Here is a 20865-nt window from a genome sequence, read left to right as displayed (position 1 = left end):
GGCCAGCATCGCGACCAGCGCGACCGCGGGCCACAGCGCGCGGCCGCCGCGCGCGGCAGGGGCCGACAGCGCGGCGCGACGGTCGGCGTCCAGCACCTTGCGCCCGATCTCGGCGCGCAGGCGCTGCGCGTCGTCGGGGCCGATCACGCCGCGGTCCAGGTCGCGTTCGACCTCGGCCAGCTGGTCGCGATAGACGCGCAGGTCGTAGGCCGCGGCAGGGGCGGCACCCCCGCGACCCCGCCGCAGGGGCGACAGGATGGCAAGGGCCGTGATGGCCGTCAGGGCGGCAGCCAGGATCCAGAACATGCGTCACCTCCGGTTGGCCCCGTTCCTAGCGCGGATGGCGGCGGACCGAAAGCGCGCTGCGACAGGGCTGTCCGAATGTCGCATGTCGCATTTCGCCGCGATCTGCCGCAAGCCGCCTTGAGGGTCGGGCCCGCCACAGCCATGGTGCAGGCAACCCGTTTCCTGAGAGGCACCATGCCCGAAGCCCCCCGCGCCCGACGCTATTCCGTCTTTGCCATCGCCCGCGAGGCGCTGCGTCAGCACAAGGGCTGGACGCGGGCCTGGGCCAGCCCGGAACCGAAATCGCGCTACAAGGTGATCGTGGTCGGTGCGGGCGGGCACGGGCTGGCGACGGCCTATTACCTGGGCAAGAACTTCGGCATCACCGACGTCGCGGTGATCGAGAAGGGCTGGCTGGGCGGCGGCAACACGGGTCGCAATACGACCATCATCCGGTCGAACTATCTGCAGGACCCGTCGGCGGCGATCTATGAAAAGTCGCGCAGCCTGTACGAGACCCTGTCCCAGGACCTGAACTACAACATCATGTTCAGCCCGCGCGGGCTGATCATGCTGGCCCAGACCGAGCACGAGATCCGCGGCTACAAGCGCACCGTCTATGCCAACAACCTGCAGGGCGTTCAGACCGAATGGCTGGACCCCCAGCAGCTGAAGGCCAAGGTGCCGATCATCAACCTGGACGGGCCGCGCTATCCGGTGCTGGGCGGCCTTTATCAGGCCCGCGGGGGCACGGCGCGCCATGACGCGGTGGCCTGGGGCTATGCGCGGGCCTGTTCCGACATGGGCATGCACATCATCCAGAACTGCGAGGTGACCGGGGTCGAGACCGAGGGCGGCCAGGTCCGCGCCGTCAACACCGCCAAGGGGCGCATCGGCTGCGACAAGCTGGCGATCGTGGTCGCGGGCCATTCCAGCCAGCTGGCGGCCATGGCCGGGTTCCGCCTGCCCATCGAAAGCGTCGCGCTGCAGGCGCTTGTCAGCGAACCGATCAAGCCCTGCATGGACGTGGTCGTGATGGCAAACACCGTCCACGGCTACATGTCGCAATCCGACAAGGGAGAGATGGTGATCGGCGGCGGCACCGACGGGTTCAACAACTTTACCCAGCGCGGCTCCTGGCAGCATGTCGAGGAGACCGTCCGCGCCCTGATCGAGACCTTCCCGATGATCAGCCGCCTGAAGATGCTGCGCCAATGGGGCGGCATCGTCGACATGACCGGCGACCGGTCCCCGATCCTGTCGTCGACCCCGGTGGGTGGCATCTTCGTGAACTGCGGGTGGGGCACCGGCGGGTTCAAGGCGATCCCCGGTTCCGGCTGGGCGATGGCCGAGCTGGTTGCCAAGGGAACGCCGGGTCCGCTGGCCGCCGATTTCGGGCTGAACCGCTTCCGCGAGGGCCGGTTCATCGACGAATCGGTCGCCGCCGGCGTCGCGCATTAGGCGAGGGCGCGCCGATGTTTTCCCGCGACGGAACCCCGGACGCCATCCGCGAATTGCCTTGCCATGACAGGTCCGACCGAAAGGGTTCATCATGGCTGACCGCAACAACAATGGCCTCTACTTCATCGTCGGCGGCATCGTCGTCGTCGTTGCACTGCTGTTCTTCTTCATGTCAGGCGAACCGACCGGCGTTGCCACGACCGACCCGGTCGAAGGCGACACGACCAACATCAGCGTCGACACGCCGGCGGCCGAACCTGCGGCCGACGCCCCTGCCGTCTCTGTCGAGACCGACAGCCCCGCGGCCGTCGACGCCCCTGCCGAACCGGCAACCCCGGCTCCGGCCAACTGATGCCCTGACGCGCGGGACGGCCCGGTCGTCCTGCGCGACCACGGGGGTCCGGGGGCGGTCAGCCCCCGGCCTGCGTCCGACGGTATGTCGGACAGACGGCACCGCCGGCTTGCGCCGCTGCGGTGCCTTTTCGCATCCGCAACTCTCGCACCCCAAGGAAGCCCGATGCTGATCCTGACCTGTCCCTATTGCGGTGTGAACGCCGAGGAAACCGAACTGCATCCGGGCGGAGAGGCGCACCTGGCCCGCATCGGCCCGAACGGCACCGACGAGGAGTTCGAAAGCTACCTGTTCGCGCGGAAGAACGCCAAGGGCGTGCATTTCGAACGCTGGCGCCACGCCTATGGCTGCGGCAAGTGGTTTTTGGCCGCGCGCTGCACCGCCACGCTGCAGGTGTTCGGCACCTACAAGGCGCAGACGCCCCATCCCCCTGCCCAGATCGTGGAGGCGATCCGCAAGGTCCGCCCCGACTGGACACCCGACTGGACCCCCGCCGAAGGCATCGCCGAATGACCCACACGCCCCCCTTCCGATTGCCCGCCGGTGGCCGCCGCATCGACCGTGCCTGGCAGGTGCCGTTCCGCTTTGACGGCCGCCACCTGCGCGGGCTGACGGGCGACACCATCGCCTCGGCGCTTCTGGCCAACGGCCAGATGCTGATGGGCCGGTCCTTCAAGTATCACCGCCCACGCGGTCCCCTGGCCTCGGGCGCCGAGGAGCCGAACGCGCTGCTGGGCCTGGGCCAGGGCGGCCGGTTCGAACCGAACCAGCGCGCCACCACCACGCCCCTGACCCACGGCATGGTCACGCGCAGCCAAAACTGCTGGCCCAGCCTGGATGCCGATGTGGGCGCGGTGAACAACTGGCTGTCGCCGGTCTTTCCCGCAGGCTTTTACTACAAGACGTTCATCCATCCGCGCCCCTTCTGGAAGCACCTGTTCGAACCGATCATCCGCCGCAGCGCGGGCCTGGGCCGGGCACCGACCGACCCCGATCCGGACCGCTATGAACAGGCCTACGGCTTTGCCGACACGGTCGTGGTCGGCGGCGGCATCGCGGGCCTGACCGCCGCCCGCGATGCGGCCAAGGCGGGCGGCACGGTCCTGGTCCTGGAACAGGGCGCCCATTGGGGCGGGCGCACGCCCACCGACCACGACGGCGGACAGGCCGCCATCGACGCGCTGCTGGCCGACCTGCGGGGCCGCGACACCGTCACGCTGCGCCGCAACACCATGGCCACCGGCCTTTACGACCACGGCTATCTGATCGCGCGGGAATCGCTGGCCGATCACGACCCGAACCAGGGCATCCCCCGCCAGCGCCTGTGGCGCATCCGGGCGGGCCGGGTGATCGCCGCGACCGGCGCGCTGGAGCGTCCCTTGTCCTTTGCCTGCAACGACGTGCCGGGCGTGATGCTGGCCAGCGCCGTCCGCGATTTCATCACCGATTACGCCGTGGCACCGGGGCGGCGCATCGTCGTGGTCACGAACAACGACGACGCCTATCGCACCGCCCTGACGGCCCATGCCGCGGGGCTGGAGGTGCCGGCCATCGTCGATGCCCGACCCACCGCCGACGGGGCGCTGCCCCAGGCCGCGCGGGCCGCGGGCATCACCGTCCTGACCGGCACGGCCGTCGCCAAGGTCAAGGGCGCCAAGCATGTCGAGGGGGTGGTGCTGTGCGACCACCAAGGCGACGGCGCGCCGCGCCAGACCGTCGATTGCGACGTGGTGGCCATGTCGGGCGGCTGGTCGCCGGTCGTGCACCTCTATTCGCATTGCGGCGGCAAGCTGACCTGGGACGAGGCGCAATCGATGTTCCGCCCCGACCCCGACCGCCCGCCCCTGGGTGCGGACGGGCAGGGCAACGTGACCGTCGCGGGGGCCGCCAATGGCGATCTGCACTGCGCCGGCGACTTGGAAAGCCCTGCGGGTGCGACCATGCCCGTCTGGGTCATGCCCGCCCGCGCGCCCTACAAGCTGCGCGCCAAGATGTGGCTGGATTTCCAGAACGACGTGAAGGTCACCGATGTCGAACTGGCCGCCCAGGAGGGCTATGCCAGCGTCGAGCACACCAAGCGCTATACCACGCTTGGCATGGCGACCGACCAGGGCAAGCTGTCCAACATCAACGGCTTGGCGGTGCTGTCCAACGCGCTGAACCAGCCCATCCAGGCGACCGGCACCACCACGTTCCGCCCGCCCTACACGCCGCTGACCCTGGCCACCATCGCGGCCGAGGCCAAGGACGAGGCGTTCCAGCCGCTGCGCAAGACGCCGATCCACGCCTGGCACGACCGCAACGGCGCCAGTTGGGAGCCGGTGGGCCACTGGCGCCGCCCCTATGCCTATCCCCGCGCGACCGAGGATCGCCACGCCGCCGTCAACCGCGAGATTCTGGCGGTGCGGGCGGGCGTCGGCACGCTGGACGCCTCGACCCTGGGCAAGATCATCGTCAAGGGGCCCGATGCCGGGCGGTTCCTGGACATGCTGTACACCAACATGATGTCCACCCTGCCGGTCGGCAAATGCCGCTATGGCCTGATGTGCAACGAGAACGGTTTCCTGATGGATGACGGCGTCGTGGCGCGCCTGTCCGACGACACCTGGCTGTGCCACACCACCACCGGCGGCGCGGACCGCATCCATGGGCACATGGAGGACTGGCTGCAATGCGAATGGTGGGACTGGAAGGTCTATACCGCCAACCTGACCGAACAGTTCGCACAGATCGCCGTGGCCGGACCCAAGGCCCGCGCCCTGCTGGAACGCCTGCCGGGCAGCATCGATCTGTCGGCCGAGGCGCTTCCCTTCATGCAATGGGCCGAAGGCGACATCGCCGGCATCCCCGCCCGCATCTTCCGCATCAGCTTCTCGGGCGAGCTCAGCTATGAGATCGCGGTGCCCGCCAATCGCGGGCTGGAGCTGTGGGAGCGTCTGCACGAGGTCGGCCGCGACCTGGGCATCACCCCCTACGGGACCGAGGCCATGCACGTGATGCGCGCCGAAAAGGGCTTCATCATGATCGGGGACGAGACCGACGGCACCATCATCCCCCAGGATCTGGGGCTGGACTGGGCGATATCCAAAAAGAAGGCCGACTATATCGGCAAGCGCGCCCAACGCCGCAGCCACATGACCGACGGCACCCGCTGGAAGCTGGTGGGGCTGGAGAGCCTGTCCGGCAAGGTCATACCCGACGGCGCCTATGCGGTGGCCGACGGCACGAACGGCAACGGCCAGCGCAAGACCCAGGGGCGCGTCACCTCCAGCTATCACTCGCCGACGCTGGACAAGCCCATCGCGATGGGCCTGGTCCGCCACGGTCCGGCCCGCATGGGGCAGGTCCTGGATTTCCCGATGCCGGACGGTGCGGTGATGCAGGCGCGGATCGTCGATCCGGTCTTCTACGACAAGGAAGGAAGCCGTCAGAATGGCTGAAGCGCTGGCTACCATCACCCCCGTCGCGGGCCTGGGCATGATCACCATCCGGGCCGATCTGGACCGCGCGGGCGACGCCCTGGCCGAGGCCGCGGGCCTGGCCATCCCCGACGCGACCGGCACCGTGACCGACGGCAGCCGCACCCTGGCGTGGATGTCGTCGGACGAGCTGTTGCTGATCCTGCCCGCATCGGACCTTTCCGCCGCGCTGTCGGACCTGACGCAGGCGCTGACGGGTGAACACGGGCTGGTGGCCGACATGTCGGATGCGCGTGCGGTCTTTGATGTGACGGGCCCCCATGCCGCAGACGTGATCGCGAAACTGGCCCCGGTCGATGCCGCGGCCCTGCCGTCGGGCGTCTTGCGCCGCACGCGCATGGCGCAGACCGCCGCGGCCTTCTGGCGGGTGGACGGCGGGTTCCGCGTGATCGGCTTTCGCTCGACGGCGGATTACCTGTCGCTGATCCTGACCAATGCGGCCACGCCGGGCAGCCAGCTGGCGCCGCGCTGACCGCCTTGGCGCAAGGGGGGATCGGAACCCCGGTCCACCCCTTGCGTTGGTCCCCCGAATGCGCGACCGTTCGCGCCGAGCCGAACCAACCCTTTCGAAAGGACCGCAAAATGGCCTTCACCCTTCCCGATCTTCCCTATTCGCACGATGCCCTGGAAGCCGGCGGCATGTCGCGCGAGACGCTGGAGTATCACCACGACAAGCACCACAACGCCTATGTCACCAAGCTGAACGAGCTGGTGGCCGGGACTGAGTGGGAAGGCAAGTCGCTGGAAGATATCGTCAAGGGCACCTACCAGAAGGGCGCCGTGGCGCAGAACGGCATCTTCAACAATGCCAGCCAGCATTGGAACCACGCCCAGTTCTGGGAGATGATGGGCCCGAACCCCGGCCCGATGCCCGCCAACCTGGAAGCCGCGATCAAGGACAGCTTCGGTTCGGTCGAGGAGTTCAAGAAGAAGTTCGCCGAGGCCGGCGTCGGCCAGTTCGGGTCGGGCTGGGTCTGGCTGGTCAAGAATGCCGACGGCAAGCTGGAGATCACCAAGACCGAGAACGGCGTCAACCCGCTGTGCACCGGTCAGACGGCGCTGCTGGGCTGCGACGTGTGGGAGCACAGCTACTACATCGACTTCCGCAACGCGCGCCCCAAGTACCTGGAGAACTTCCTGGACAAGCTGGTGAACTGGGAGAACGTCGCCTCGCGCATGTGAGGTCGGACGCATCGATCGAAAGGCCCGCCCCTTGTGGCGGGCCTTTTGCGTAGCGCCCGCGCCGGCATTGGCATTTCCGTCCATCGCGGTATAAGACCACGGGAACACAGGACAGATCGGCAGGGCGGGCATGGCCAACCAGAGCGACACCTTCATCGACGAAGTCACCGAAGAGCTGCGGCGCGACCGCCTGTACAGGGCGATGCGCCGTTACGGCTGGATCGTGGTCCTGGTGATCGTGGCGGTGGTCGGATTCACCGCCTGGCGCGAATACAGCGCCGCCCAGGACCGCGCCGCCGCGCAGGCCTGGGGCGATGCAATCCTGGCGGCCGAGGCCGAGAACGACCCCGCCGCCGTTCTGGCCGTCGATCCGCGCGGCTCGGCCGGGCGGCAGGCGCTGACCGGGCTGCTGGCCGCGGGCGCGCAGACCGATCCCGATGCCCGCGCACAGGCGCTGCAGGGCGTGGCCGATGCCCAGCCCGACAGCGTTCTGGGAGAGCTGGCGCAACTGAAGCTGGTGATGGCGCAGGGCGCGCAGATGGATGCGGCCGAACGCGATGCCATCCTGACCCGCCTGTCGCGCGCCGGTGCACCGTTCGAGCTGCTGGCGCTGGAACAGAAGGCCGTGGCCCTGATCGGTGCCGGGCGCCCCGAGGATGCGATCACCCTGATCCGTCAGATCCAGGACAAGGACGGCCTGACCGAGGCCTTGCGTCGTCGCCTGTCCGAGATGATGATCGCCTTGGGCGAGACGCCCGAACCGACCGAATAACGGACTGAGAGACAGGGATGACCGCCATGCTGCGACTGACCTTGGCGATGGCCGCCGGACTGGGACTTGCCGGCTGCGGCGACCGCGAAATCATCCTGCCCGGAGAGCGCCTGGACCCCCTGGCCGTCATCTCGGCCGACGGTCCCGCGGTCGAGGGTGCGGCGGGGATCACCGGCACCGCGCTGTCCCTGTCCGCCCCGGTCACCAACGGCGAATGGACCCATCGCGGCGGCAACGCCGCCCATGCGCCGGGCCATCTGGCCCTGGGCGCGGGCGGCACGGCCCTGTGGTCCGCGTCCATCGGCCAGGGCGAAACCCGTCGTCACCGCATCACCGCCGACCCCGTCGTGGCGGCGGGCCGGGTCTTCACCCTGGACAGCCGCGCCCGCGTCACCGCGACCGCGCTGAACGGCGGGCGCGCCTGGTCCACCGACGTGACGCCTGCGCTGGAGAATGTCGACAGCGCCTCGGGCGGCGGTCTGGCCTATGAGGGCGGGCGCGTCTTCGTCACCACCGGTTTCGGCGAACTGGTCGCGCTGGACGCGGCCAGCGGCGCCGTGCTGTGGCGCCAGCGGGTCGAGGCCTCGATCGGCGGCGGCCCGGCCGTGCAGGACGGCGTGGTCTATGTCGCGGCCCGGAACGCCGTGGGCTGGGCCGTGCGCGCCAGCGACGGGCGCGTGCTGTGGCAGGCGGCAGGCACGCCGTCGGGGTCCGGCGTCATGGGCGTGTCGGTCCCGGCCGTACAGGGCGACACGGTGGTGTTCCCGTTCTCGTCGGGGCAGATCGTGGCGGTGGACCGTCAGTCGGGCCTGACCAACTGGACGTCGCAGATCGCGGGCACCCGTCCCGGACGCGCCATCGCGGTGGTCCGTGACGTGACCGGCGATCCGGTGATCGCGGGCGGGCGCGTCTATTCGGGCACTTCCTCGGGGCGCATCAGCGCGGTCGAGCTGTCAACCGGCCTGAACGACTGGACCGCGGACGAGGGCGCCAACAGCCCGGTCGTCGTCGCGGGCGGGTCGGTCTTTGCCGTGAACGACCAGGCCCAGCTGGTCCGGCTGGATGCGGCGACGGGCGGCGTCGTCTGGCGCCAGCCCCTGCCGTATTACACCACGCAGCGCGTGCGGCGTCAGGATGCGGTCCACGCGCATTACGGTCCCGTGCTGGCCGGGGGGCGGTTGCATATCGCCTCCAGCGATGGCATGTTGCGCAGCTTCGATCCCGCCTCCGGCGCGCTGGTCGGTCAGGTGGCGATCCCCGGTGGGGCGGCATCGGCCCCGGTGGTCGCCGGTCAAACCCTTTACGTCGTTGCGCGCAACGGCCAGTTGCATGCGTTCAGATGACATTCACCCTTGCGATCGTCGGGCGGCCCAATGTGGGCAAGTCCACCCTGTTCAACCGTCTGGTTGGCAAGAAACTTGCACTGGTCGATGACCAGCCCGGCGTGACCCGCGACATCCGCGAGGGCGCGGGCCGCCTTGGCGACCTGCGCTTTGTCGTGATCGACAGCGCGGGCTTGGAGATGGCCGAGGATGACAGCCTTCAGGGGCGCATGCGCCGCCTGACCGAACGCGCCGTTGACGAGGCCGACATCTGCCTGTTCGTCGTCGATGCTCGTATCGGCATCACCGCGGCCGACGAGTATTTCGCCGAGATCCTGCGCCGCCGCGCCAAGCATGTCATTGTCGCCGCCAACAAGTCCGAGGGCCGTGCCGGAGAGGCGGGGGCCATGGAGGCCTATGCCCTTGGCCTGGGCGAGCCCCTGCGCATCTCGGCTGAGCATGGCGAGGGGATGGACGACCTTTACGGCGTGCTGATGCCCCTGGCCGACCGGATCGAGGCCGAGCGTCCCGCCCCGATCGAGGCCGTGACTGACCTGGACCTGTCCGAGGAGGACGCCGAATCGGGCGAGGGTTCCGAGGACTGGCGCCCATCCGAGGCCCGTCCCCTGCAGATCGCCGTGATCGGCCGCCCCAATGCGGGCAAGTCGACGCTGATCAACAAGATCCTGGGGCAGGACCGCCTGCTGACCGGTCCCGAGGCCGGGATCACCCGCGATTCGATCAGCGTGACCACGAACTTCATGGGCACGCCCATGCGCATCTTCGACACGGCCGGCATGCGCAAGCGCGCCCGCGTGACCGAGAAGCTGGAGAAGCTGTCGGTGGCCGACGGCCTGCGGGCCGTGCGTTTCGCCGAGGTCGTCGTCGTCCTGCTGGACGTCGAGATCCCCTTCGAGACCCAGGATCTGCGCATCGCCGATTTCGCCGAGACCGAGGGTCGCGCCGTCGTCATTGCCGTCAACAAGTGGGACACCGAGGACGACAAGTCCCACAAGCTGAACGAGATGCGCGCCAGTTTCGAAAAGCTGCTGCCGCAGCTGCGCGGCGCGCCGCTGATCACCGTGTCGGCCAAGACCGGCAAGGGGCTGGACCGCCTGCACAACGCTGTCATCAAGGCGCACGAGGTCTGGAACCGCCGCGTGCCGACCGCCCGCCTGAACCAGTGGCTGGGCGCGATGACCGAAAGCCATCCGCCCCCGGCCCCCGGCGGTCGCCGCATCCGCCTGCGCTACATGACGCAGGTCAAGACGCGTCCGCCCGCGTTCATCGTGAAATCGACCCATACCGACCAGATCCCCACCAGCTATCAGCGGTATCTGATCAACGGACTGCGGACCGATTTCGACATGCCCGGCACGCCGATCCGCCTGTTCTTCCGCGATCAGGGCGGCGAGAACCCCTACAAGGCCAAGGCCACCAAGATCGTGCAGTCTGGCGCGCTGTCCAAGCATAAGCATCGCCAGAAACCCAAGGGCAGCTGACCCGGCTCAGCTGGCCGCGCGGATCAGCACCGTGGCCATCGCGCTGATCCCGATGATCGCGGCCAGCGCGATCATCGGATCGCTGCCCATGGTCGAGATGGCCAGCCCGCAGAATGCCCAGATCAGCGCCACGGAATAGCCCACGCTTGGGCCGATCCACATCTGCGCGGCCATGCCGAGGGCCGCGGCGGGCAGGATCGCCACCGCCGACACGACCTGCGCGGACAGACCGAACTGCACGGCGGTCAGCTCCGCCAGCGCGGCCGAGGCCAGGGCGGTGGCCCATCCGGCCAGAAACCCGATCGCGGGGCGGTGCCGACCTGCCGCGCGCCGGGCACCCACCGTGGCGGCGATGGCCCCGGCGACAGAGGCCAGGGTCAGCACGCCCGGATTGTCGATCAGCAGCGGCCAGACCGATGCCAGGACCAGCGCCCCCAGCAGCATCGGCCACACGCGCGGTCGGCCCGCGCGGATCGGCTCGTCATCAGACGGGTCGATCCACTGCCCGACCGCATCCAGCATCACCATCATCCAGACGGCGATCAGCAGCATCCACATCAACAGGTTGTCGGGGTTCAGGTACAGGTGGGGAATGGCGATGCTGGTCGGCGCGACGGGCGGCAGCAGCGGCGCCGCCAGACGCGCCGCGTCCGTGATGATGCGCGCATCGGGCTGCATCGCAAAAATCACGCCGCAGATCACGAAGATCGCGGCGACCACCAGATGCAAGACTGAACCGATCCGTGTCATGCAGGCCAACGCGCGCCGGCCTGCGGCAGTTTCGCGCCGTCCGCAATCGGGGTGTCAGGCCAGCGATCCCTGGGCAGTCAGCGTGGTCGCGCCCTTCAGATAGGGGTGCAGGACCGCGGGCAGGCGGACCGATCCGTCGGCCTGCTGGCCGTTTTCCAGCACCGCGATCAGCGCGCGTCCGACGGCCAGGCCGGACCCGTTCAGGGTGTGCACGAATTCCGGCTTGCCCCCGCCCGCCGGGCGATAGCGCGCGTTCATCCGCCGTCCCTGATAGTCGCCGCAATAGCTGACGCTGCTGATCTCGCGATAGCGGTCCTGGCCCGGCAGCCAGACCTCCAGGTCGTGGGTGATGCGTGCGCCCGCGCCCATGTCGCCGGTGCACAGGATCATCGTGCGATAGGGCAGCTCCAGCGCCTCCAGCACGGCCTCGGCGCAGCGGGTCATGCGGTCATGTTCGGCCAGACCGGAATCGGCGTCGGTGATCGACACCATCTCGACCTTCTCGAACTGGTGCTGGCGCAGCATGCCGGTGGTGTCGCGGCCCGCACTGCCTGCCTCGGATCGGAAGCACTGGCTGTGGGCGACCATGCGGCGGGGCAGGGCGGCCTGGTCCAGCAGGTCGCCGTTCACGGTGTTCGTCAGCGTCACCTCGGATGTGGGGATCAGCCAGTACCCTTCGCGGGTCAGATAGCTGTCCTCTCCGAACTTGGGCAGCTGGCCGGTGCCCAGCATCATCTGTTCCAGCACCAGGACCGGGGTCCAGGTCTCCTCCAGCCCGTGCTGGTCGACATGCAGGTCGACCATGAACTGCGCCAGCGCGCGATGGATGCGCGCGACCGCCCCCTTCAGCACGACGAAGCGGCTGCCGGACAGCTTGGCGCCGGTCTGAAAATCCATGCCCGGCACGACGCCCGGGATCTGGAAATGCTCGACCGGGGCGAAGTCCAGGGCCGCAGGCGTGCCCCACCGACGCAGCTCGACATTGTCGTCCTCGTCCCGGCCCTCGGGGACACGGTCCAGCGGCAGGTTCGGGATGCCCAGCAGCAGATCGCGCAGCTGCGTGTCCAGATCGGCGGCCTCTGCCTGCATGCGGGCGATGTCGGCCTTGGTCGTGGCGACCAGCGCGCGCAGACGCTCGAACTCGGCGTCGTCGCCCCGCGCCTTGGCGGCGCCCACGTCCTTGCTGGCCTTGTTCTGGTCAGCCTGCGCGGTCTCGGCGGCGGCGATGTGACCGCGGCGGGCCTCGTCCAGCGACAGGATCTGCGCGGTCAGGCCGGTCAGCCCGCGGCGGTTCAGCGCCGCCTCGAAGGCATCGGGATTGTCACGGATCGCACGGATGTCATGCATGGCGGCACCTTCGCAAATTGTCTGGGTGCCTGACTAGCGCATGCCGACCGCGACAGAAAGCCCGGCCCGCCGCCACCGCGGGAATATCACGCGCCCAGTGTCAGTCCCGCACCGCGCATCATCTCCTCCAGCACGGGATAGAAATAGCGCTGGCCGACATAACCCTCGATCCGGCCCGCCTCGGATCCGTCCGACAGCAGCACGAAGGTGGGCGTGATCCAGGGTCGCCGCGCCAGTGCCAGCCCATCGGGATAGGGGCCATCCACGTCGACATGCAGGATCGGCGCGGCCCGCCCCGCGGCCGAGGTCGCATAGCCCGGCCCAATCTGCGCGTGCCAGGCGCGGCAATGGTGGCAGGCGGGCGATTCGACCATCATCAGCCGCCAGCCCGACGGCGGCGCAGCCCGCACCCCCAGGGGCAGCATCACGGCCGCGGCGCCCATCAGGACGGTGCGGCGGGACAGGATGGGCATGACGGGACCTCCACGCGGGATGGCGCCAGATTAAGCCCTGCCAGCCCATGGCACAAGGTCGACGGGGTTGCCCCCCGGCGGTGGCTGGTCCAGTGTCTCGCGCAAAGCGGGACAAGGCGGCGATGACGACGGACGATCTTCTGACACCCTTGCTGCGGGGCGATCGGCGGGCGCTGTCGCGCGCGATCACGCTGGTGGAATCGACCCGCCCCGACCACCGCGACCGCGCAGGCCGCCTGATCGCGGCGCTGCCCGACAGCACGGCCTTGCGGATCGGGCTGTCGGGCACGCCGGGGGTGGGCAAGTCGACCTTCATCGAGGCGTTCGGCACGATGCTGACCGAACAGGGGCTGCGCGTCGCGGTGCTGGCGGTCGATCCGTCCTCGACCCGGTCGGGCGGTTCGATCCTGGGGGACAAGACGCGGATGGAGCTTCTGTCGCGCAACCCGCGCGCCTATGTCCGGCCCAGCCCGTCCAGCGCCCATCTGGGCGGCGTCGCCCGCCGCACGCGCGAGGCGATCCGCCTGTGCGAGGCCGCGGGCCACGACGTCGTCCTGATCGAGACGGTGGGCGTCGGCCAGTCCGAAACCCTGGTCGCACAGATGTCGGACCTGTTCATCCTACTGCTGGCGCCTGCGGGCGGCGATGAATTGCAGGGGGTCAAGCGCGGCATCATGGAGATGGCCGACCTGATTCTGGTGAACAAGGCCGATGGCGACCTGCTGTCGCCCGCGCGCCGGACGGTGGCCGATTACACGGGCGCGCTGCGCCTGCTGCGCAAGCGTCCGCAGGACCCCGACGGCTTTCCAAAGGCCATGCCGGTCAGCGCGACCACCGGCGCGGGCCTGCCCGAGGCCTGGTCCTGCATGCGCCATCTGGCCGACTGGCGCCGCGAGGCCGGTCATTTCGACCGCATCCGGGCTGAACAGGCGCGCGACTGGTTCATGGCCGAACTGCAGGGCGGGCTTCTGGCGCAGCTGGACGCCCCGGACGCCCGCGCGCGCATCAGTGATCTGGGCGCCCGTGTCACCCAAGGCGCGCTGCCCCCGGTCGAGGCCGCGCGCCAGATGCTGGACTGGTTGCGGCAGCCGCGATGAAATGCCCGAAAACGCGCCCCGCCCTGTCCGCGAATCGGCTAGATCGGTCCGCACAGGAGGGGGCGATGCCGGACCATGACGATCTGTATGCCGCGCTGCTGGCGCGCGATCCGGGATATGACGGGCGGGCGCTGGTCGGCGTCACCTCGACCGGGATATTTTGCCGGCTGAGCTGCCCGGCGCGCAAGCCGCGGCGCGACAACTGCCGCTGGTTCGCGGATGCCGCCGCCGCGCGGGCCGCGGGGTTCCGCCCCTGCCTGCGCTGCCGTCCCGAGGGGCAGGTGCCGCCGCTGGTCGCCACGTTGGGCGCGGCGCTGGCCGCCGACCCCGCCCGCCGCTGGTCCGAGGCGGATCTGACCGCCCTGGGGCATGACCCCTCGACCGTGCGGCGGCTGTTCCGCCAGCATCTGGGCACCAGCTTTCTGCAGCTGGCGCGCGCGGCACGGCTGCGCGCGGGCCTGACCACATTGACGCAAGGAGGCAGGATGATCGACGCACAGCTGGACGCGAGGTTCGATTCGGCATCGGGGTTCCGGCAGGCCTTTGCACGCCTGTTCGGGCATGCGCCGCACCAGATGCGGGGGGCCGCGGACCTGCGCGCGGACTGGATCGATACGCCCCTGGGCGGGATGATCGCCATCGCCGATGACGACGCCCTGCACCTGCTGGAATTCACCGACCGCAAGGCGCTGCCCCAGGGGCTGCGGCGGCTGTCGGTGATGGCGGGGGGGCGGATCGGGCTGGGCCGCACCGCGGTGACCGACCGGGCCGAGGCCGCCCTGGCCCGGTTCTTCGCGGGCAGCGACGGGCGGCTGGACCTGCCGGTGCGCCTGCGCGGCACGCCGTTCCAGACCCGCGTCTGGCAGGAACTGCAGGCGATTCCCGCGGGCCGGACACGCAGCTATGCCCAGCTTGCGGCAGCCATCGGCCATCCCACCGCCGTCCGCGCGGTCGCGGCGGCCAATGGGGCGAACCGGCTAGCGCTGGTCGTACCTTGTCACCGGGTCATCGGCACCGATGGCAGCATGACCGGATATGCGGGCGGCCTGTGGCGCAAGGAGCGCCTGATCGCGCTGGAGCGCGGCTATGGAATCACCTGACAAGGCTTGACGACGCGCCCCTCATGCGGTAGCCACCCGCGAACGGAATTCCGGGCGCTGCCTCGCGGCGCCTTTTCACATTGGGACGGACCCCCCGCCCGCACAGCTGAGACGAAGGAACACACCATGTCGCGCGTCTGCGAACTGACCGGCAAAGGCCCGATGAGCGGTAACAATGTCAGCCATGCCAACAACAAGACCCGTCGCCGGTTCCTGCCGAACCTGAACGAGGTCACGCTGCTGTCCGAAAAGCTGGGCCGTGGCTACTCGCTGCGCATCTCGGCCGCGGCGCTGCGTTCGGTCGATCACCGTGGCGGCCTGGACGCCTTCCTGGCCAAAGCCAAGGACACCGAGCTGTCGGACCGCGCCCAGAAGATCAAGCGCGACCTGGTCAAGGCCGAATCGGCTGCCGCGACCGCCTGATCCGATGATCGTCGGATGATGCATGGCCCTGCCGTTCCGGCGGGGCTTTTGCATGTCCGGAACCCCGGCCCGTGCGGTGCGGCCTGTGCCCGCCCCGGCCCCATCCAAGGACCTTGCCGAATGAAACTGTCGATCCTGGCCGCCGTCGCGATGCTGACCCCGGTGGCCGCCCTTGCCCATGACGGCATGCACGCCAACGACGCCTATGCGCGCAGCACCAACCCCAAGGTGGGCGCGGTCTTCATGCAGCTGGAAAACCACCGTCAGGTCGCCTGCACCCTGCAGGGCGTGTCGTCCGACGCGGCCGAGCGGGTCGAGCTGCACACCCATGTCGAGGAAGGCGGCGTCATGAAGATGACCCGGATCGAGGACGGGATCGCCGTCGCCGCCGGTCAGACCCACGCCCTGAACCGCGGCGGCGACCACATCATGATGCTGGGCTTGGCCGAACCGCTGGCCGATGGCGACACGCTGACCCTGTCGATGGATTTTGGCGATTGCGGCACCGAGGAGGTGCAGGTCGTCGTCGACAACCAGCGCGAGGATGCCGCCCCCGCCGATCACGACCACGGCGACCATCAGGGCCACTGAGGGCCCTCAGGCCGCCCGTTCGACCAGCTGGGCGGCCACCGGACCCAGGTGCCGAACGATCAGCGCCACCCCCTGCGCCGACGGGTGAACCCCGTCCCGCAGCAGCAGGGGCGCCCGGTCGGTCGCGGGCACCTGTGCCAGCGGCGCATACAGATCCTGCAGCAGCAGGGCGCCGTGGCGTTCTGCCAAACGCGGCCAGATCCCGCTCCAGGCACGGCGCCAGTCAGGCTGGCCCGCCGGGGCGTGGATGCCGACCAGCAGCAGGGGCCGCCTGCCGCTGCCCGCGGTCTGCAGGATCGCGTCCAGGTTCGCCTCGGCATCGGCGGGCTGCCAGCGGCGCAGCATGTCGTTGCCGCCCAGCTCGACCATGACGGCATCGGGGCGGTGGCGGCGCATCGACAGCTCGATCCGCACGCGGCCGCCATAGGTCGTGTCCCCCGACAGCCCCGCATCGATCAGGTCCGCCGGGCGCCCCGCATCGGCCAGCCAGGCCGACAGCTGCGGGACCAGCCCCTCGGTCGGGCCCAGGCCGAAACCGGCGGTCAGGCTGTCGCCAAAGCACAGGATGCGCGGCAGCGCCTGTGCCTGGGCGGGGCGGACCAGTGTGGCGGCGGCGGCGGTGGTCAGCAGGTGGCGGCGGGTCAAGGTCATGCGGCAGTCCTCAGGCGCAGGGCATTGGTCACCACGAAGACCGAGGACAGCGCCATCGCGCCCGCCCCCAGCATGGGCGACAGTTGCGGCCCACCAAAGGGCACCAGCGCGCCCATGGCAACCGGGATCAGCGCGGCATTGTAGGCGAATGCCCAGAACAGGTTCTGGCGGATGTTGCGCATCACGGCGCGCGACAGACGGATCGCGCGGGCGACGCCCTGCGGATCGCCCGCCATCAGGACCGCATCGGCGGCCTCGATGGCGATGTCGGTCCCGGTGCCGATGGCGATGCCCGTGTCGGCGGCGGCCAGCGCCGGCGCATCGTTGATGCCGTCGCCCACGAAGACGCTGCCCGGCCCCATCGCGCGGATCGCGGTCAGCTTGTCATCGGGGGTCAGCCCGCCCTGCGCCCCGTCGATGCCAAGCCGCGCGCCCATGGCCTGCGCGGTGGCGGGCAGGTCGCCCGACAGCATCTGGGTCCGCAGGCCCATGTTGCGCAGGGCGGCGATGGCCGCGGCGGATTCGGGGCGCTCGGGATCGGCCAGCGCGAATGTCGCCACGTGGCGGCCGTCGGCGGCCAGATGCACCGGGGTCGCGCCATCGGTCGATGCGGCATCGGCATGGCGGATCAGGGCTGCGTCCGGCACGATGCCCGCCGCCTGCAGCGCTGCGGCATTGCCGATCAGCAGCGACCGCCCCTCGACCATCGCGGTCAGGCCGCGTCCGGGCAGAGCGGTCACCGATTGCGCCGGGGACAGCGTCATGCCGCCTGCCTTGGCCAGGATCGCGCGGCCCAGGGGGTGTTCGGATCGGGCCTCGGCCGCGGCGGTCAGGCGCAGGGCGGCGTCGCGGTCGATGCCGTGGGTCCAGATCTGCGTCACGCGGGGGCGGCCTTGCGTCAGCGTCCCGGTCTTGTCAAAGGCCACCACCCGCGCGCCCGCCAGTTTCTGCAGGGCATCGCCCTGGCGGAACAGGATGCCAAGCCGCGCGCCGCGCCCGCTGCCCACCATGATCGACATCGGCACCGCCAGGCCCATCGCGCAGGGGCAGGCGATGATCAGCACCGACACCGCCGCCACCACCGCATGCGCAAGGTCGGGGCCAAAGGTCAGCCACAGCGCAAAGGCCAGCACCGCCAGGCCCATCACCACCGGAACGAAGATCCGCGTGACCCGGTCGACCAGCGCCTGCACCGGCAGGCGGGCGGCCTGCGCTTCTTCGACCAGGGCCACGATCCGCGACAGCACGGTGTCCGGCCCCGTGGCCGTGACGCGATAGGTCAACGCGGCTGCGCCGTTGACCGTGCCGCCGGTCACCGTGTCGCCGGGCGCGCGCAGCACCGGGACGGGTTCACCCGTCAGCATGGATTCGTCGACATGGCCTTCGCCTTCGGTCAGCACGCCGTCCAGCGCGATGCGTTCGCCGGGCGCCAGCTGCACCAGATCGCCCGGCTGCAGGTCGGCCACCGCGACACGCACCGGATGCCCGTCGCGCAGGGCGGTCGCGTGATCGGGCGTCAGGGCCAGCAGCGCGCGGATCGCGGCGCCGGCCTGGCCCTTGGCGCGCGCCTCCAGCCAGCGGCCGGTCAGGATCAGTGTGACGATCACCGCCGCGGCCTCGAACCACACCTGGCGCGAGGCGGCGGGGACCAGGCCGGGGGCCAGGGTCACGACGGCGGAAAAGGCAAAGGCCGTGCCCGCGCCAAGCGCCACGAGGCTGTTCATCTCGGGGGCGCCGCGGCGCAGGGCGGCAAGCCCCGTGCCGAAGAACCGCCGCCCCGGTCCGGCCAGCACCGCCAGCGTCAGGATCATCTGCACGACCCACAACGCGCGCATGGGAACCAGCGTATGCAGCCAGTGGTGGAAGGCCGGGACCAGATGGCCACCCATCTCGACCACCGCGACGGGCAGGGTCAGGGCGGCGGCGGTCAGGGCCGCACGGCGCAGGGCAGGGGCCTCGTCCGGGGGTGGGGGGGCGCGGTCGGCGATGACGGTCGCGGGATAGCCCAGATCCGTCACGATTTGCGCCAAGGCCTGCGGGGTCAGGGCGGGATCGTGGCTGACCTGGGCGCGGTGTGTGGCCAGGTTCACCTGCGCATCCGCCACATCGGGGCGGGCCGACAGCACGCGGCCCACGCGTCCCGAACAGGCCGCGCAGCTCATGCCCCGGATGGCCAGGCGGGTGACGGGCAGGCCATCGGCGGGGATCGGGGCTGCGGCTTGGGTCATGGGTGACAGATGTGGCGCGGGGGACGCGCGGTCAAGGCCGCGAGGCGGCCGAACGCCCTCGTGAGTTGCGGGCCGGGGGCGTTTCGCTGTATCCGGAGGAAAAGCAAACCGATTGGAACTGCGCCATGAACCGTCGTCAGATGATCTCTCTGGCCGCCCTGCTGGTGGCCGCACCCGCCCTGGCCCCGACGCTGGCCGGCGCCCAGGAGGCGGCGGTCGATCCCTATGCCCCCATCGAGGTCGAGATCCGGGACGATTTCGAGACCGGCAGCATCGTCGTCGTCAGCCGCGATTTCTTCCTGTATCACGTCGTGGCACCGGGCAAGGCGGTCCGCTACGGCGTCGCCGTCGGCACGGCCGAACTGGTCTGGAAGGGCAAGGCCACGATCGGCCGCAAGGTCGAATGGCCCAGTTGGCGCCCGACCGACGACATGATCGAACGCAACCCCGGCGCCTATGCCAAATACGCCGACGGCATGCCCGGCGGTCCGCAGAACCCCCTGGGGGCGCGGGCGCTGTACCTGTATGACGACCGGGGCAACGACACCGCCATCCGCATCCACGGCACGACCGATCCCGGATCGATCGGGCGGGCGGTCTCCAACGGCTGCCTGCGCATGCGCAATGAGGCCGTGATGAGCCTGTTCGACCAGGTGCCCATCGGCACGCCCGTCTACGTCTTCTGATCTTGGATCTGACGCTTGCCAGCGCGGCGGACCCGGTTCTGGCCGGGTTCGACGACATCATCGATGTCCGCGCCCCGGCGGAATACGCCGAGGATCACCTGCCCGGAGCGATCAACCTGCCGGTCCTGTCGGATGCGGAACGTGCCCGCGTGGGCACGATCTACAAGCATGTGTCACCCTTTGACGCCCGCAAGCTGGGCGCGGCGCTGGTCGCGGCCAATGCGGCGCGGCACCTGCAGGGGCCGCTGGCCGATCGGGGCGGCGCGTGGCAGCCGCTGGTCTATTGCTGGCGCGGTGGGCAGCGCTCTGGCAGCTTCGGCACGATCCTGAGCCAGATCGGCTGGCGCGTGGCGCGGGTTCAGGGCGGCTACAAGGCATGGCGGTCGCTGGTCGTGGACCGGGTGCAGAACGGTCCGATCGCGGCCCCCGTGATCGTGCTGGACGGCAACACGGGCAGCGCCAAGACCGCGATCCTGCAGCGGCTGGCGCAGCGCGGCCATCAGGTGATCGACCTGGAGGGGCTGGCCAACCATCGCGGCAGCCTGTTCGGCGGCCACCCCGAGGGCCAGCCCAGCCAGAAGATGTTCGAAGGACGCCTGGCCGTCGCGCTGGAGTGTCTGGACCCCGCCCGCCCCCTGCTGGTCGAGGCCGAGAGTAGCCGCATCGGCCAAATCACCGTCCCCAAGGCGATGTGGCAGGCGATCTGCGCCGCGCCCCGCCTGCAGATGCAGGTGCCGGTCGCCGCGCGCGCGGCGTTCACCGCCGCGACCTATCGCGACATGGTCGACGATCCCGCGCGCGTCGCCGCGATTTTGGACCTGATGGCCCCCCTGCACCCCGCCGAGCGTGTCGAGCGCTGGCGGCAGGCGCTGGCGCAGGGCCGGTGGCAGCATCTGTCCGAGGGGTTGCTGCGCGATCATTACGACCCGCGCTATGACAAGCACCGGTCGCGTCATGACGACGGGCGCGGACAGATCGTCGCACTGGACGACCTGTCCGACCTGGACGCCGCCACCGGCTTGGTCGAGGCGGGGCTGGCCCGGATGACCGCGGGCGGTTCGTCGCGGACGGCGGATGCAGGCCCCGCGCGCAGGGCGGTCGCCGATTTGTGATCGGGCAGGGGGGCGGGCTGGCCTAGTCTGACCGCGACCCCATGTCAGGAGA

The 20865-nt window shown here is 70.0% G+C and carries 21 protein-coding genes; 15 read left to right on the top strand and 6 right to left on the bottom strand.

The genetic code is table 11. The annotated features are described in order from the left end of the window. On the bottom strand, window positions 1-306 hold a 306-nt coding region (ccmI, locus tag FHD67_RS15990; protein WP_139599290.1), incomplete at its 3' end, for a c-type cytochrome biogenesis protein CcmI. Window positions 307-480: 174 nt separating this feature from the next. Here ccmI and FHD67_RS15985 point away from each other — a divergent pair. The 9 genes from FHD67_RS15985 (at window position 481) to der (ending at window position 10355) form a co-directional block, all read left to right on the top strand. Continuing rightward, a complete protein-coding gene (locus FHD67_RS15985) occupies window positions 481-1746 on the top strand; it encodes a sarcosine oxidase subunit beta family protein (RefSeq protein WP_139599288.1) in 1266 nt (421 codons plus the stop codon). Window positions 1747-1837: 91 nt separating this feature from the next. Continuing rightward, window positions 1838-2098 carry a hypothetical protein gene (locus FHD67_RS15980; protein ID WP_046001296.1) on the top strand — a complete coding sequence of 87 codons (261 nt, stop codon included), beginning with the start codon at window positions 1838-1840 and terminating at the stop codon, window positions 2096-2098. Window positions 2099-2263: 165 nt separating this feature from the next. Continuing rightward, window positions 2264-2611 (top strand): sarcosine oxidase subunit delta, encoded by a 348-nt coding sequence (locus tag FHD67_RS15975; RefSeq protein WP_139599287.1) that lies wholly within the window; start codon window positions 2264-2266, stop codon window positions 2609-2611. Then, on the top strand, window positions 2608-5538 hold the full coding sequence (locus FHD67_RS15970) for a sarcosine oxidase subunit alpha family protein (RefSeq protein ID WP_139599286.1): 2931 nt from the start codon (window positions 2608-2610) through the stop codon (window positions 5536-5538). The genes FHD67_RS15975 and FHD67_RS15970 overlap by 4 nt, the downstream gene beginning before the upstream one ends. Next, window positions 5531-6049 (top strand): sarcosine oxidase subunit gamma, encoded by a 519-nt coding sequence (locus tag FHD67_RS15965; protein WP_139599285.1) that lies wholly within the window; start codon window positions 5531-5533, stop codon window positions 6047-6049. Before FHD67_RS15970 ends, FHD67_RS15965 begins: the two co-directional genes overlap by 8 nt. 110 nt (window positions 6050-6159) lie before the next feature. Beyond that, window positions 6160-6759, top strand: coding sequence for a superoxide dismutase (locus FHD67_RS15960; protein WP_045983614.1), 600 nt, complete (start codon window positions 6160-6162; stop codon window positions 6757-6759). Window positions 6760-6889: 130 nt separating this feature from the next. After that, entirely contained in the window at window positions 6890-7531 is a 642-nt protein-coding gene (locus FHD67_RS15955) for a tetratricopeptide repeat protein (RefSeq protein ID WP_139599284.1), read from the top strand. Between the two features lie 26 nt (window positions 7532-7557). After that, a complete protein-coding gene (locus FHD67_RS15950) occupies window positions 7558-8874 on the top strand; it encodes an outer membrane protein assembly factor BamB family protein (protein ID WP_045983618.1) in 1317 nt (438 codons plus the stop codon). Beyond that, window positions 8871-10355, top strand: a complete 1485-nt coding sequence (gene der, locus FHD67_RS15945; protein ID WP_046001301.1) for a ribosome biogenesis GTPase Der — start codon at window positions 8871-8873, stop codon at window positions 10353-10355. The genes FHD67_RS15950 and der overlap by 4 nt, the downstream gene beginning before the upstream one ends. 6 nt (window positions 10356-10361) lie before the next feature. On the opposite strand, the gene FHD67_RS15940 is transcribed toward der, so the two are convergent. The 3 genes from FHD67_RS15940 to FHD67_RS15930 form a co-directional block, all read right to left on the bottom strand. Next, the gene (locus FHD67_RS15940) at window positions 10362-11084 is read right to left on the bottom strand and encodes a hypothetical protein (RefSeq protein WP_046001302.1); all 723 of its coding nucleotides are present in this window, start codon (window positions 11082-11084) and stop codon (window positions 10362-10364) included. 75 nt (window positions 11085-11159) lie between these two features. Further along, on the bottom strand, window positions 11160-12452 hold the full coding sequence (gene serS / locus FHD67_RS15935) for a serine--tRNA ligase (protein WP_139599282.1): 1293 nt from the start codon (window positions 12450-12452) through the stop codon (window positions 11160-11162). Between the two features lie 86 nt (window positions 12453-12538). After that, window positions 12539-12925, bottom strand: coding sequence for a SoxS protein (locus FHD67_RS15930; RefSeq protein WP_246071323.1), 387 nt, complete (start codon window positions 12923-12925; stop codon window positions 12539-12541). 122 nt (window positions 12926-13047) lie between these two features. Here FHD67_RS15930 and meaB point away from each other — a divergent pair, with 122 nt between their 5' ends. From meaB to FHD67_RS15910, 4 genes are all read left to right on the top strand, one after another. After that, window positions 13048-14022: a methylmalonyl Co-A mutase-associated GTPase MeaB gene (gene meaB, locus FHD67_RS15925; protein WP_046001304.1), complete on the top strand. Its 975-nt coding sequence runs from the start codon at window positions 13048-13050 to the stop codon at window positions 14020-14022. Window positions 14023-14087: 65 nt separating this feature from the next. Then, window positions 14088-15122, top strand: coding sequence for a bifunctional transcriptional activator/DNA repair enzyme AdaA (locus FHD67_RS15920; RefSeq protein WP_139599280.1), 1035 nt, complete (start codon window positions 14088-14090; stop codon window positions 15120-15122). Window positions 15123-15248: 126 nt separating this feature from the next. Then, window positions 15249-15545, top strand: a complete 297-nt coding sequence (rpmB, locus tag FHD67_RS15915; protein WP_046001306.1) for a 50S ribosomal protein L28 — start codon at window positions 15249-15251, stop codon at window positions 15543-15545. 120 nt (window positions 15546-15665) lie between these two features. After that, entirely contained in the window at window positions 15666-16136 is a 471-nt protein-coding gene (locus FHD67_RS15910; protein ID WP_046001307.1) for a copper chaperone PCu(A)C, read from the top strand. Between the two features lie 6 nt (window positions 16137-16142). Here FHD67_RS15910 and FHD67_RS15905 read toward each other — a convergent pair whose 3' ends face one another. Together FHD67_RS15905 and FHD67_RS15900 are read right to left on the bottom strand one after the other, a co-directional pair. Continuing rightward, window positions 16143-16787: an arylesterase gene (locus FHD67_RS15905; RefSeq protein ID WP_139599279.1), complete on the bottom strand. Its 645-nt coding sequence runs from the start codon at window positions 16785-16787 to the stop codon at window positions 16143-16145. Then, window positions 16784-19015 carry a heavy metal translocating P-type ATPase gene (locus FHD67_RS15900; protein WP_139599278.1) on the bottom strand — a complete coding sequence of 744 codons (2232 nt, stop codon included), beginning with the start codon at window positions 19013-19015 and terminating at the stop codon, window positions 16784-16786. The genes FHD67_RS15905 and FHD67_RS15900 overlap by 4 nt, the downstream gene beginning before the upstream one ends. A 125-nt stretch (window positions 19016-19140) precedes the next feature. On the opposite strand from FHD67_RS15900, the gene FHD67_RS15895 reads away from it, so the two are divergent. Together FHD67_RS15895 and mnmH are read left to right on the top strand one after the other, a co-directional pair. After that, a complete protein-coding gene (locus FHD67_RS15895) occupies window positions 19141-19701 on the top strand; it encodes a L,D-transpeptidase (RefSeq protein ID WP_046001308.1) in 561 nt (186 codons plus the stop codon). Window positions 19702-19703: 2 nt separating this feature from the next. Further along, entirely contained in the window at window positions 19704-20813 is a 1110-nt protein-coding gene (gene mnmH / locus FHD67_RS15890; RefSeq protein WP_139599277.1) for a tRNA 2-selenouridine(34) synthase MnmH, read from the top strand. Window positions 20814-20865: the final 52 nt, after the last annotated feature.

The organism is Paracoccus haeundaensis, assembly GCF_006239215.1.
GTDB lineage: Bacteria > Pseudomonadota > Alphaproteobacteria > Rhodobacterales > Rhodobacteraceae > Paracoccus > Paracoccus marcusii.
This window is presented reverse-complemented; position numbering and strand designations above follow the sequence as displayed.